Origin of the sequence: Sphingobacterium sp. SG20118 (genome assembly GCF_044740685.1) — a bacterium.
Classification (GTDB): domain Bacteria; phylum Bacteroidota; class Bacteroidia; order Sphingobacteriales; family Sphingobacteriaceae; genus Sphingobacterium.
The window spans coordinates 3,979,470-3,993,715 of the sequence record NZ_CP172826.1 but is presented as its reverse complement, the minus strand read 5'-3'; the positions used below and the strand labels follow the sequence as shown (position 1 = coordinate 3,993,715).

The following is a 14,246-nucleotide window of genomic DNA, read 5'->3' as shown; positions in this document are numbered from 1 at the left end:
GATTATGAATATTAGTAATTAAAAGCGGTAGCGTTAGTTTCGAAAACTTCAACTTCGTTCTCGTTATATTTTGAAGGACATTTCATCAAAATCTTTGAGGCATGGAAAACGTTACCGTCCATTTTCCCCGTTAATACAAGTTGTTCAGAACGCTCGATATCTTGTGGTTTCGAACCATTAAATACGACCTCGCATTCAGTACTATCGCTATCATACATATAGAATGAAAAATGATTGGCATTAGTCTTTGGATCATAATGCAATGCTTTATCTTTATTAAGTACGCCGACAACATAGAGTTCTGTCTTTTTCTCTTTAGCTTCTGAAAATGTTGAATAGGTGCTTGAATCGGTGTAAATTACAAGAATCATAGCAATTGCAACAGCAATGAGGGCGATTAAAATAATGGAACTTTTTTTCATTTTTTAAAATTTAACACTTTACCGAATGCAAAATTACAAATAGATTAGCGAAGTATCTAAATTTGCAACTTTGTGGAGTTATTTATAACCTTTCTAAATAAACTTAAAGATGTTGAATAATGTGCTTTAAATCATTCTAAGTGAGAACCATTGAATCTTAATCTATATCTTTAATTAAGTTTATATCTTAAATTTTACAATCTTGTGAATGGAATGAAAATAATTGGACTGCGTTTAGCTTTTTTACTCTTAGCATTATGTACTTTACAATTGGCTTGGTCACAAGAAAGATCTTTTAAACATGAACTCATTTTACAGAACGACAATGATGTGTATTTATTTACTGCACAAGACCGTTATTACACCAATGGTATCCAGATTAATTATCGATTTGCATTAAAATCAGATACTTCGAAGACGTTCAATCGGGTGATGGATATCGAAATTGGGCAGAAGATGTATAATGGCGTTAATTTAAGTGAAAAATCCCAAAAATGGGATAGGCCTTTTGCGGGTTATTTTTATTTATCAGGCGAATTGAACCAATATTATAGGCATAATCAGGTATTGAGTCTGAAAGTTGAATTAGGACAAATTGGTCCACAAGCAAAAGGGAAGGAAGTTCAAGAGGTTATCCATCGTGTTTTTAATATTTATGAGGTTTCTGGTTGGGAAGAGCAATTACCCAATACCTTCGGTTTAGATTTGGGTATCAAATACCAATATTTGCTATATACATCCCTCCGGAAGAACTTTGATATTTCCGGATTAGGGTCCGCAACCCTAGGTATGAATCATACGAATGCAAGTATTGGCGTACCTATCCGTTGGGGTCATTTACGGTCTTTTGATGAGTCTTTATTTACAAAAGGGCATGTGCAGAGCAAAACAAAAGCAAAGGAATTCTTTTTATACTATATCCCATCGGTTACTTATCAGGTTTATAATGCGACCACTCAAGGGGGATTAATAAAACACTCGACAGTAAAGTATCCGTATACAATTGAAAAAATGGTAATGGGTCACAAGATTGGAGCTATGGTCGCTACAGGGAGATCATCTATTGGACTGTCTTATATTTTTCAATCACGTGAATCCAAAGAATTGCTTTATAATACCCATCAATACGGCAGCCTGTTTTATGGATTACGTTTTTAAACTGTCTTGGGTTGCAGGTTGGAATTTACTTCCAGTAAGCTTGGTGACGACCATACTGGCAACAGTATCTCCCGTTGCATTTAATATTGTAGCTAGTGGATCTACTAAAGTCCCGATAATCATAACCGCAGGTATGGCTTCAATGGGTAGCCCGAGTACCGAAATCATTAAAATTTCTCCAATATAACCCCCATTAGGAATTCCACCTGCTACAATACTCACTAACAAAGTTATGCCCAAAGCCATGATAAGTGTTAGAGGTTCAAAAAAATCTTTCCCGATAATGAGGTATGCCACATATATTTTAAAAATAGACGATATACTCGAACCTTGTTTATGTAAGGTTGTTCCTAAGGGGATGACCACATTGGCGATAGCGTCGGGTACTCCAATTTTTTTTGCAGCAAGTAAGTTTGCAGGCATAGTAGCTAAACTACTGCACGAACCTATTGCCGTTAAACTTGGGATAATATTATTCTTCCAGAAAGTGATAAAGCCATATTTACCATTAGCAATAAAAGCGAATACGCTAAAAGCTAAAAAGAAATAGACACTGCCAAAAATATAGTAAAGTCCTAGAGGTTTCGCATAAAAACCAAAGAGCTGTGGGCCGAGGCTGCTTACTTGATAAGCAAAATATGCACCTAGCCCGATCGGTGCTATTTTCATGACTAATATCAATAGATTTTTCATAACCTCATTTCCAGCATTTAAGAATGCTTTAAACGGAAGCGCTGTGGCGTTGGACTTTCGGGTTGCTATGCCAATTAAGAATGAAAATATCAGAAGAGCCAACATATTTTCTCGTGATAATAATTTCCAAAATTCGGAGACTGTTAAAAACCGAACCATCTTATCCCCCCAAGTATCATTTGGGTTATCATTTAACATCGTTTCCACTTGTGGTGCATGGGGAACTTCCAAGGGGAAAAGATAGAGGGTTACGATAGTGGCGCTTGCAGAAATGAGGATCGACATGATAAAGACAAAGCTCATTGCGGCGAGAATTTTCCCCAATTTACTTGTGCCTTCAATATTTGCGATAGAAGAAGCAATCGCAAAGAAAACCAGTGGAATAACGGCAACAAACAAAAGGTTTAGAAAAATATCTCCTAAAGGTTTGATATAGGTCACAACTTGTGGTAGATAGATGCCGATAAGACTTCCTATCAGTATACCTACGATAAGTAAGATTATACTGCCATAATTTCGGAAGAATAGGTTGGTTGAATATGTCATCATGCACACTAATTTAGTTCTTTTTATTTGTTAATTGTGATTGAAATACGATTTGTTATAGCAGATCTTGGTAAATAGAGGACTCACGCTACTTTTGCACGAATCACTAACATATAAAGGGTGATAAATAAAAAATTGCTTTTACGATTGAACGTTGTTTTATCGCAATAAGTAAGTGAAAGCGCCTTATAAAGTCTATCGTGCCATTTATTCCTGTTTTAAATTATTGTTAACTCCTTGATATTCTAAAAAGTGTTTTCTAATTTAGACCAAAATAGTAATTCTAACCTGTTTACCACTTGTAATTTATGCTTTTAAGTTGTTAGTGCAAAGAGGTTGCTCTAATTTTCATACGACCTTATGACAGATTTACAGTTGATAGAAAGTTTGAAAGGAGACAGCCAGACCGGATTTGTGACCATTTACCATCGACTCAACAAGCAAGTATTTTTTTTTATCCTGCGTTATATTAAGGAAACAGATCTTGCAGAAGAAATTCTAGCAGACGTTTTTGTCAAGGTGTGGAATCGTAGGATGGATTTCCATGCCATGGAAAGTCTTCGAGCCTTTGTCTATATAGCAGCCAAAAATGCCAGTCTCAATGCAATCAGATCACAACGTGCGAAAGGTGTACAAGAGCCCATCTCCGAGTACGAAGACTTACTTACAGATGATAAGGATGCTTTTTCCATGATGATTCATGCCGAACTTATTCACGCTATTTTTAGTGAGGTAGAAAAATTACCATTAAAACAAAAGCAAGTTTTTAATTTGACCTACGTAGAGGATAAAACGGTCGACGAAATAGCTGCTGAATTAGCGATGAGCCCTACATCTGTATATACCAATCGATCACGTGCTATAAGTACTATTAGGCACTTACTAAAGGCAAAAAATTCGTTAATGCTCATTTCTTTTTTAACGCTAGTTGGGTTAAAGTAGTTTTTGTAACTTCTTAATTTTCGTGCTATTTTTTTATTTTATAATTTCTTGTAAGATTTTGTAAGAACATGTGTTTCTATCATTAAACGAAGAGTAAACACAATGCATGATATAGAAAACACCGTTCGATTACTGCGCGCATATTTGAAAGGTACGATCCATCCAGATAATGATATGGAGCTTCGAACCTTGTTTGAAGCATATCCAGAATTACGTGAAATGGTCGATAAATTAGGGGAATCAGACAATTTACATCGGGAATTGTTGAAGTACCAGAAATTAATTGAAATAGGCGGCCTTGAAAGAGAAAAACGCGTACTATCCAATATCATAAATCGTATTGAACAACCCATTCCCAAGAAATCAAGAAGTCAGAAAAATCCGATTGTATGGTATGCTGTGGCTGCCTGTTTCATAGCCCTGACTTTGTTGGGCATTTGGAAACTGAAATATACAGATCCTCTTGTTAGTGACGAGGGTGAGGTCGTTCGGTTAGCAGAAAATATTCTTCCAGGCGGAAATAGAGCGACCCTTCATTTTTCTGATGGTACAACTTTAGGATTAGATCAGCGCCATGCAGGTATTGTAATCGGAGATAGCATCACGTATAACGATGGTTTCTGTAACCTCAGTTCCTGTTTATGATAAAACTAATATGATGACTTTATCAACGCCACGCGGAGGGCAATATCAAATTGTACTTTCTGATGGTACGAAAGTATGGTTGAATGCTGAAACACGTTTACGTTATCCCGTTCAGTTTACAGGAGAACAACGTTTAGTAGAATTAGATGGCGAAGCTTATTTTGAAGTTGCGAAATCTCACGGTAAACCATTTTTAGTAGCTACAGCAAAGGAAAAAATAGAAGTATTGGGTACACATTTCAACGTCTACTCTTATCCTGATGAAGATGAGTCCAAGGTATCCTTGTTAGAAGGGAAGGTAAAAGTAACAATTCCTAAAGGTCTAGTGAAAGAGCTCAAACCAGGAGATCAAGCCATTAATAATGGCGCTAATTTGGTCGTGCAACAAATGCCTATAGACGAAAGTGTATCCTGGAAAAACGATGAATTTATGTTTAACAATGAATTGTTGGGTACAGCATTAGCGCAGGTGGCTAGATGGTATGATTTGGATATTGAAATCGATCAAAGTCTACAAACAATAACATTATGGGGGTCGGTATCAAGATTGGATAGCTTCGATAAGGTTTTGAAAATCATTAAAATGACCGATGATAAAATTAAAGTTAAAATTGAAGGAAGGAGGGTGCGACTTATGAAATAATGGGTGACATACACTACATCATATTTCGTAATCTCAAGAAGCTGAGGAAGGTGGTACTTCCCCAGCAATTGGTTCGAAAATCAAATTAAACTTGCTTAACTGTTTTTATTAAACTAACAAAACCAATCAAATGTAATGAAAAAGTATAAATACCTCATTATTATGAAAATGATTATTATGCTTCTTTTGTTTACCGTTGGACAGCTTCATGCAGGAAGTTTCGCTCAGACGGTAAGTATCAAGAAGAAGAATAGTTCTATTGTAGAAGTATTCCGAGAGATTAAAAAACAAACGGGTTTTACCGTTTTATGTAAATCGGAAATTGTCAAAAATTCATCAGCTGTAAGTGTGGATTTTGACCGGGTACCTTTAGATCGAGCACTTTCCGACTTGTTGGAACCCAGAGGGCTTACCTATGTAAAAGAAGGTAAATCAATTGTCGTCAAACTGGGGCATCCTGCGTCTGCTAATCGCGATGTGAGCACCCATGATAAAGGGGTTGCCATACATGAGCAAAGGAGCATACGTGGGCAGGTAACGGATCAAAGCGGGAAGCCGCTTGCGGGAGTAACAGTTTCTATTAAAGGAACTACGAACACGGTTGCTACCGATCAAAATGGAAATTATGCGATAACAGCTCCACGCGGATCTGTCTTGATGTTTAGTTTTTTGGGTTATGAAAGAAAAGAGGTCGAGGCTACCGATGAAGTCGTAAACGTAAGTTTAATATTTAGTCAGGCGAATTTAGAAGAGGTTATTGTTACGGGTTATGGTACTATTAAGAAATCAGATTATACAGGTGCAGCATCCACTATTCGTACCGATCGTATGGCTGATGTTCCTGCGGTAGACTTTTCAACAATGCTTCAAGGAAATGCTCCTGGGGTTCAGGTAAACTCACTTTCGGGGCAGCCAGGTGGTTCAGCAGATATTCGCATTAGAGGGATGGGCTCTATCAATGCTTCAAGCAGACCACTATTTGTCATAGATGGAGTTCCTGTTATGTCGGGTGATATTGCATCAAGCAGTTCAAATAATGCTGGATTGGATGTTATGTCCACATTAAGCAATGCAGATATTGAGCAAATTACAGTGATAAAGGATGCAGCAGCTGCTTCGCTTTATGGATCAAGAGCAGCAGGCGGAGTTATTCTGATCACAACTAAATCAGGAAAGGCAGGTAAACCGGTATTTTCATTTAGGGGCGGTTATGGACTTTCAAGTCAAGCGACAGATTTTAGAGAAGTAATGGATGGACCGCAACGCCGAGAGATGTTGTTAGAAGGGCTTCGAAATCGTGCACGTTACATGGATAAGGTTGTGGATGAAACTGCTATTGAAACTTATGCTCAAACCAATATCGATAAGTATGCCCCTGTTCCATGGAGTGGTTGGACTGATTGGAAAAAAGTTTTATTTAGAGAGAATTCACCTTTTAGAAATGCCGATTTTTCTGCTTCTGGAGGCGATGGTAAACTATCCTACTATACATCAATGGGCTATACCAATCAAACTGGATTAACCTATCAGTCGGGCTTCGAACGGATTTCAGGACGTTTGAACGTAAAGTATAAAATGAGTGATAAACTCGAGCTTGGTGCTAATATTTTATATTCAAACATTGCTCAAGATGTCAATGCTGAAGGTGGTACCTATACTTCCCCTATTTATTCAACACGACATAAGGTAACGGGTTCAGAACCTGTTTATAATGAAGACGGAACTTTTTTCACCGATTTCTTCTCTAATGGAGAACGTAATCCGAAGGCCGCGTCCTTGTATAATTATCGTAGAGAACAAGGCGATCGTTCATTCAATACCGTATTTGCAAATTATAAGTTTTTTGATGACTTAGTCTTTAATACCACATTTAGTCTTGATCATACCACCACCAAGTACAACTCTTGGTCAGATCCGAGGTCATCAGATGGTGAAAAAGCAAATGGTTCATTAAGTTCAAGTTTTACAGATTACAATCAGATCGTATGGCGCAATAGCCTTACTTATACGAAGGATTTTGCTTCTAAACACCATTTGGATGTATTGGCAGGTTATGAAGTAAATAGCTATAAAAGGGACGGTATCGATGGGGCAAAAGATAACTTTCCATCCGTAGATAAAGTTGTGCTATCCAATGGTTCAGTGATTACCGATCTATCTGGTTCCAATTTGGAATGGCGCTTACTTTCTTACCTATCGCGTGCAAATTATAATTACGATAATAAGTATTTTTTAGGAAGCAGTATTCGTATGGACGGCAGTTCACGTATCCACCGCAATAGTCGTTGGGGTACATTTTGGTCCTTGTCTGGAGCTTGGAAATTCTCGAATGAAAATTTCATGGAATCTTTGAATCATATTGTATCAGATGGTAAAATCCGAGTATCATATGGTACAAACGGAACATTGCCAAGTAGTTATTATACGTATATGGATTTAACAGGCTTTGGTTATCCATATGGTAATAATCCTGGTATCAGAGAGACCCAAATTGGTAATGCAGCGCTTAGATGGGAGAAACAAAATAACCTCAATATTGGTATGGATCTACGTTTGTTCGATCGATTGGGACTTACGTTCGAGTGGTATAAAAGACAGTCTTCAGATTTGTTGAATGATATGCCGACATCCTACACAACTGGCTTCTCATCGTATTTAACGAATATAGGAGCCATTCGTAATTCGGGAATTGAAATTGATTTAAATGCTGATATTTTAAGAGATAAAGCATTTAAATGGACTTCAAACCTCAATTTCGGTATGAATAAGAATAAAACCGTGGCATTAGCAGATGGTAGTGCCGAGTTAAGAGAGGGTACCATGACCCATCGTATCGGACAGCCATGGTACAGTTACTATTTAATTGAATTTGCAGGAATAAATAAGGATTCCGGTGTACCTCAATATTATATTAATGATCCAGAAAATCTTGATGCTAGAGCGATCACAGAAGATTATACCAAAGCAAATCGTATCCTCTACAAAAGTGTAGATCCTAAGTTGGTGGGTGGTTTTACGAATACCTTTCGCTATAAGACTTTGGATCTAAATTTCACTTGGACCTATTCTTTAGGAGGATATTCATATGATAGCGGAGCAAGCAAAACAGAATTAGCTGGAAAAACAGGTTATGACAATATTCCGCAATATTATGAAAGAAGATGGCAGCAACCAGGTGATGATACCGATATTGAAATGTTTATGGTAGGTAACACTTACGATATGAGTAGTGTGGCTAATACACGCCGTGTACATTCAACAGATCATATCCGATTGAAGAATGTCACCTTTGGTATATCCATACCACAACATATCGCACGTCGTCTCAAAGTTAGTAACATTAGAGCTTATTGCTCCGGAGTCAACCTTTTAACGTTTGCGGCATACAAAAATTATGATCCAGAAGTGCCAGTAAATGGTACCGTATATTTCGAATCACCTAAACTAAAGACAGTGACCTTTGGTTTGGATGTTAAATTCTAAAAAACAGACTATGAAACATATATTATCAACGGTCCTTGTATCATGTACTTTATTAGTAGGATGTGGAGACCAATGGTTAGAAAAAGCTCAGCCTAGTACTTCTACCGAAAGTTCGGAGGCTATCAAATCTGCGAGAGATGCCAATTATGCTTTAAATGGTATATACGACATTATGCGTGGTCATGAGTATTACGGCGCGCGCATGACTTATTATGGTGATGTTACGGGAGAAGATATGCTTTCAAACGGTGATACAAAGCGAGCTGCAAAATATTACCTTTTCGATTTAAATAAAGACAATACCCCATCATCATTATGGTATCAACCCTATCGTGTATTACGTAACACCAATGGTGTTTTGGCTTATGTAGCTGGATTGCCTCAGGAGGACTTATCCGATGAATTGAAGGATATTAAAGGGCAAGCTCTTAGTCTTAGAGCCATGGCACACTTTGATCTGGTGAAAGTCTTTGGAGCTCCCTATACAGAAGACAATGGCGCCTCATTGGGTATACCGATTGAAATAGAAAAGCATATTTCGACAAATAAACCTGTTCGAAATACAGTAAAGGAGGTCTACGTACAAATTGTTGAGGATCTTGAAAACGCAGTTAAATTATTGAGTGCAGCAAAAAAGAATGGTAAAATCAACAAATTTGCAGCCTCTCAATTATTAGCGAGAGCTTACCTATACATGGGAGAAAACCAAAAAGCTCTTACTCAGGCTAGTCAATTGATCCAAGATGCACAAGGAGGGCAAACATCATTAAAGGGTCAATATCAACTTTGGACAAATGATGAATATGCCTCTGTTTGGTCGAAAGACTATACGAATGAAGTCTTATTTCAATTGTCCATTGTAAAGACTGAGAGTGGTCCTGGAAAAGAAGGAATGGGTTATTTGTTATGGCGTAACGGGTATAATGATATTATCCTATCGGATGATTACATGAACCTCTTAGCAAATGATCCGAAAGATGTTCGAAATACGATAATCACAAAATATAGTAGCAAGAATGTCGATTATTATTACTTAGATAAATACCCTGGAAATACCTCTGATGGAGAAAATCCAGAATTTGCGGATATTCCCGTACTTAGGCTTTCCGAGGCATATCTCATTGCAGCAGAAGCAGCCGTTAAATTGAGTGATAATGCAAATGCTCTTAAATATTTAAATGCTATTGTAACACGTGCTAATCCTGAAAAAACAGTTAGTGGAGTCGTTTCGTTAACGCGTGTTATGGAAGAGCGTCGACGAGAATTAGTGGGAGAAGGACATCGGTTATTTGATGCCTTACGTAATAATATGCGGATAGAAAGGAATGGCAATGCCCATGTATCGCCTTTGTTGCGAGCAGAAACAAAATCATTCGATCGGACTTACTTTAAAACATTGATGGCGATTCCACAACGCGAAATTGATGCCAATATCAATATTATTCAGAATGATGGTTATTAAGAATGTAAATCATGTACAATAAGATGAAACATTTTTCGAAAATGGGAATCACTTCCTTTAGAACGCGTTTGTTTTGCTGTTTCGTTGCGGTATTTTTCACCCTTAATGATGCACATGCACAAAATGCAAAGTCATTAGGGAAATACGATGGGCCTTACCTCTTTCATGAAGAAGGGGAAATTAAGCTCGTGCGTGTCGAAGATGGCGAAATCGAAATTAAAGTAGGTGCAGAAGAACCATTTCCGGTCACGACCGAAAATGGTCAGCATCGTTTTGAGGTATCTCTACATCCTATAAAAACTCCTGAATGGTCCTATAAAAGCCAAGGTAATATTATGGTGATTTCGGATCCCCATGGTGATTTCGAATCTTTCTATTCGATCTTAAAAACTCAAAAAGTAATTGGTGATAACTATGAATGGGTTTTCGGTAAAAATGATCTTGTGATTAATGGCGACGTATTTGATCGTGGTCAAGATGTACTACCTATTTTTTGGCTGATTTATAAATTAGAGGCTGAAGCTGAAAAAGTAGGAGGAAGCGTTCATTTTTTGTTAGGAAATCATGAAGAAATGATCCTGCGAGGTAATTATAAATACATGCAGGATAAATATCATGTTCTGGCCGATTCATTAGGGAAAAGCTACCGAGATTTCTGGGCTATAAATACCGAATTGGGAAAATGGTTACAGCTTAGAAACACGATGGAGAAAATAGATGATCATCTGTTTGTGCATGCTGGGTTGAGTAGTTCCATGCTCGATCCACAATGGACCATTCCAGCGGTGAACGACGCTGTCCGTGCTCATATCTTTGAAGTGAAAGAAGAACGTCAGAAATCGTCTGCAGGTAAGTTTCTTTTTGCTACTGAGGGACCACTTTGGTATCGTGGTATGGTTCGCCCAGAAGAAAAATATCATCCTTTAAGTGAAATAGAGTTGGATAAAATGCTGATCGCTTTTGATGCAAAAAGAATATATTTGGGGCATACTATTTTTCCCGAGGTAACTCAGTTTTATAAAGGGAGGGTATTAGCAGTGAATGTTAACAACGAATCCAATAGACTGCATGGCAGAAGCCGTGGGTTAATCCTAGAATCGGATAAGATGCTAGTGATTTATGATGATATAAAAAAGAATAAAATGATGGGTAAATAAAACTTACTCCTTTTTAAAGTTACTTTTTAGGCTGGGATTTTCCCAGCCTTTTTTATTTTCTGAAGCTAGTATAATAATAGGTTAATTGCGTACTTGCCCAAGTAATAAGCGTACCTGAGAACCCCACCCACCGATGACCATATCATCAATACCGTCTCCATCCACATCGCCAACGGCAATACCCCAGCTTCTACCACGTGTGACCTCTGGTATTACCTGATCAGTAACCAGAGAAAAATGACCAGAACCGTCATTACGTAACGCCTGAACCTGCATCTCCTCAAAAGGAGGTATCTTTATAGCACTCAAAATAATGTCCTGATGTCCATCGCTATCAAAGTCAATGATTGCGGCGGCATAGGTTGAATAGAGTTGTTCCGGAATTCTCGATTCCGTTTCATCAACAAAGTGACGATTTCCTTGGTTGATCCATAAACGTGCCCGAGGGTCTTTGTCCTTAGCGCCACCATTACTTGTTAGGTTTGCAAAAAGTAAATCGGGTTTTCCATCACCATTGGCGTCGAACACAATTACTTCTCGGGTATGTAGCGGTACTTTCAAAGGCAATCCCTCATCATGCGCTGTAAAATTTCCTTTTCCATCATTATATAATATCCGGTTTGGAGGCACTTCGTTTCCAAGCACCATATCCACATGTCCATCACCATCCAAATCCGCTAATCTTACGGACTGTGTTTGGTCGTCCACCTGAGGAAGAGCTGTTGTAGTATGGTCTATAAAATAACCCGGACGTTCAGGGTCATTTAGCCATAAGAAATTTTGTGGTGCTTTCCCTGTATTGCCAATTACGATATCCACCAATCCATCTCCGTTGACATCCGCGATATCCAATCCATTGGCCTCGCTTTTTCCCAGTAAACGGTCAGAAGCATCTACAAAAGTTCCATCGCCCTTGCCTAGATAATATTCATGGTTTTGATCATCCTCAGCAACAAAAATTAAATCCATAAAACCGTCTTTATTAAAGTCAGCCGTACGTACATGTTCGGTATCATGTGGTTTTTCTGCAAAAACACCTTTTTTCCAAGTAAAAACACCTTTTCCATCGTTGAGGTACAAGCGATTTGGTTCTGATTCCAAAGCCAAAACTAAGTCTAAATCTCCATCGTGATCGACATCCACAAGGATAACATCCAAAGCATGTGCCTTCGCATCTTGAGGGAGGTTAGTTAAAGTCACATCCTTAAAATAAGTTGACTGTGCCGAACAATATTGAAATGGGCTTAAAAGTATATAAAGACCAATACAAATTAGCGTTTTTTCGAAATAATTATTCATAGTTTCTTATGTTTCAGTAGTTTAATATACAAATAATTATACTGAAATGTTCTATATCAAGTTATTTAGCATATGCTCTTTATATTTTTACGCTTACCCTAGTATTGATCAATTTAGGGATATAGCATTTCATTAACGATAGCCACGATACGACTTCGGAAAAATATGTGGATCGAATCGATCATTATGAGTACAGATTAACTTCTTTTCTTTTATTTTTGTTAAATATGGCTGAAATGGAATTTGTTACAACAGGAGATGGTTCAAAAACATTGTTTAATGAACAAATAGGAGAGTGCTATCATTCAAAGCATGGTGCAGTTCAAGAAAGCAAACATGTTTTTATTAACGCGGGATTGGACTATTATATACAAAAGAATGCGGTTAGCAATCTTGCAATTCTTGAAGTAGGTTTTGGTACGGGGCTTAATTTCACCCAAACATTGGCTTACCTCTCAGATCAGGCCTCAACTATTGAAGTTGATTATGTAGGTATCGAAGGTTACCCTTTACCACTTGAAGTTATACAAGAGATGGGCTATGACGCATTCGTATCTGAGGAAAACTGGAAAAACTACATTTCGGGTTATAATCAGGCATTAACAGAAAAGACCCAAATTAATGGACAAACAAATTTATATATCAATCACACCTTATTGATGGATTTCGATTCAGCAATAAACTTTGACGTTGTTTATTTCGATGCCTTTGCTGCTATTCATCAGCCTGAGATGTGGTCGGATGAAGCTTTGGCGCATGTAGCAAAATTTATTAAACCTGGTGGCGTATTCGTTACCTATGCCATCACAGGTAACCTGAAAAGAAGTATGAAAGCTTTGGGCTTTACTATTGAGAAAGTCCCAGGTGCGCCAGGGAAGAGAGAGATGCTACGAGCCACAAAGATCTAATATATAAAATGCTACATTAAACGATGATCAATAATGGTTAACATGCTAATTTATTGGACTGTTGTGCGATCAAGTTTGAGGAGAGGGGGCCTAAGTAGGGTTACTTGTTCGGTTTTACTAGTTACTTCTTTGAGATAAGTGTTCCCTTCTTTGAGAAAAGTGTTCACTTCTTTGAGATAAGTGTTCACTTCTTTGGAATAAGTGTTCCCTTCTTTGGAATAAGTGTTCACTTCTTTGGATAAGTGTTCCCTTCTTTGGAATAAGTGTTCCCTTTTTTGAGATAAGTGTTCTCTTCTTTTGGATAAGTGTTCCCTTCTTTTGAATAAGTGTTCACATCTTTTGGATAAGTGTTCCCTTCTTTGGGACAAGTGTTCCCTTCTTTCATAATACTGTTCACTTATTTACAACATATGGTCATGAAATTTAAAGAAGTGGTCACTTCTTCTTTATAAGTGTTCTCTTGTTTAGCAGAAGTTACTACTTGTTTGCAATACATGTTTACTTGTTGTCGATAAGTGTCCTGATTTTGTGAACATGTGCCCACTTGTTTGGATAAAGTGACTACTTATTTATAACAAGTGATTACTGAAACTGAAGAAGTGACTAGCAAAAGGCAACAATTAGTTAAGGAAAGTGGTATGCTTTGTTTTAAAGCTGGTTTTTAATCATGAAGAAAGTGGTGAAGTAGCATTATTTCTATAATCGATTAATAATTGTCTTGTTAACTGTTTTTAGTGATGAAGGTGTAAATTCACTTACTCTTGATAACTTTGCAATCAGGTAAGGAAGCTCCATTCTTGCGAATACATTAAAAAGACTAGTGAAAAGCATCAAAAGATAGATTAAATTGTTGCGGTCAGCATATCTTATTGTGGAACATCCAAAGGT

12 protein-coding genes are annotated in these 14,246 nt (G+C 37.5%); 8 read left to right on the top strand and 4 right to left on the bottom strand.

The annotated features are described in order from the left end of the window. Positions 1 to 11: 11 nt before the first annotated feature. The gene (locus ACFX5U_RS18395) at positions 12 to 422 is read right to left on the bottom strand and encodes a cytochrome c maturation protein CcmE (protein WP_038700873.1); all 411 of its coding nucleotides are present in this window, start codon (positions 420 to 422) and stop codon (positions 12 to 14) included. Between the two features lie 213 nt (positions 423 to 635). Here ACFX5U_RS18395 and ACFX5U_RS18390 point away from each other — a divergent pair, with 213 nt between their 5' ends. After that, the gene (locus ACFX5U_RS18390) at positions 636 to 1,580 is read left to right on the top strand and encodes a lipid A deacylase LpxR family protein (protein ID WP_280565519.1); all 945 of its coding nucleotides are present in this window, start codon (positions 636 to 638) and stop codon (positions 1,578 to 1,580) included. Here ACFX5U_RS18390 and ACFX5U_RS18385 read toward each other — a convergent pair. After that, positions 1,569 to 2,822 (bottom strand): dicarboxylate/amino acid:cation symporter, encoded by a 1,254-nt coding sequence (locus ACFX5U_RS18385; protein ID WP_400261686.1) that lies wholly within the window; start codon positions 2,820 to 2,822, stop codon positions 1,569 to 1,571. The genes ACFX5U_RS18390 and ACFX5U_RS18385 overlap by 12 nt on opposite strands. 357 nt (positions 2,823 to 3,179) lie before the next feature. Between ACFX5U_RS18385 and ACFX5U_RS18380 the strand changes: the two genes are divergently transcribed. The 6 genes from ACFX5U_RS18380 to ACFX5U_RS18355 all read left to right on the top strand — a co-directional run bounded on the left by ACFX5U_RS18380 (position 3,180) and on the right by ACFX5U_RS18355 (position 11,151). After that, positions 3,180 to 3,761 (top strand): RNA polymerase sigma factor, encoded by a 582-nt coding sequence (locus ACFX5U_RS18380; RefSeq protein ID WP_038700869.1) that lies wholly within the window; start codon positions 3,180 to 3,182, stop codon positions 3,759 to 3,761. A 102-nt stretch (positions 3,762 to 3,863) separates the two neighbouring features. Further along, on the top strand, positions 3,864 to 4,406 hold the full coding sequence (locus ACFX5U_RS18375; RefSeq protein ID WP_400261685.1) for a hypothetical protein: 543 nt from the start codon (positions 3,864 to 3,866) through the stop codon (positions 4,404 to 4,406). A 10-nt stretch (positions 4,407 to 4,416) separates the two neighbouring features. Continuing rightward, positions 4,417 to 5,049, top strand: coding sequence for a FecR family protein (locus ACFX5U_RS18370; protein ID WP_400261684.1), 633 nt, complete (start codon positions 4,417 to 4,419; stop codon positions 5,047 to 5,049). 135 nt (positions 5,050 to 5,184) lie between these two features. Continuing rightward, a complete protein-coding gene (locus tag ACFX5U_RS18365) occupies positions 5,185 to 8,532 on the top strand; it encodes a SusC/RagA family TonB-linked outer membrane protein (RefSeq protein WP_400261683.1) in 3,348 nt (1,115 codons plus the stop codon). Positions 8,533 to 8,542: 10 nt separating this feature from the next. Continuing rightward, a complete protein-coding gene (locus ACFX5U_RS18360; protein ID WP_400261682.1) occupies positions 8,543 to 9,994 on the top strand; it encodes a RagB/SusD family nutrient uptake outer membrane protein in 1,452 nt (483 codons plus the stop codon). A 23-nt stretch (positions 9,995 to 10,017) separates the two neighbouring features. Continuing rightward, a complete protein-coding gene (locus tag ACFX5U_RS18355; protein ID WP_400261681.1) occupies positions 10,018 to 11,151 on the top strand; it encodes a metallophosphoesterase in 1,134 nt (377 codons plus the stop codon). 81 nt (positions 11,152 to 11,232) lie between these two features. On the opposite strand, the gene ACFX5U_RS18350 is transcribed toward ACFX5U_RS18355, so the two are convergent. Then, the gene (locus ACFX5U_RS18350) at positions 11,233 to 12,450 is read right to left on the bottom strand and encodes an FG-GAP repeat domain-containing protein (protein ID WP_400261680.1); all 1,218 of its coding nucleotides are present in this window, start codon (positions 12,448 to 12,450) and stop codon (positions 11,233 to 11,235) included. A gap of 236 nt (positions 12,451 to 12,686) precedes the next feature. Between ACFX5U_RS18350 and mnmD the strand changes: the two genes are divergently transcribed. Beyond that, positions 12,687 to 13,358 (top strand): tRNA (5-methylaminomethyl-2-thiouridine)(34)-methyltransferase MnmD, encoded by a 672-nt coding sequence (mnmD, locus tag ACFX5U_RS18345; protein WP_280565526.1) that lies wholly within the window; start codon positions 12,687 to 12,689, stop codon positions 13,356 to 13,358. Between the two features lie 226 nt (positions 13,359 to 13,584). On the opposite strand, the gene ACFX5U_RS18340 is transcribed toward mnmD, so the two are convergent. After that, positions 13,585 to 13,743: a hypothetical protein gene (locus ACFX5U_RS18340; protein ID WP_400261679.1), complete on the bottom strand. Its 159-nt coding sequence runs from the start codon at positions 13,741 to 13,743 to the stop codon at positions 13,585 to 13,587. Between the last annotated feature and the right edge of the window lie 503 nt (positions 13,744 to 14,246).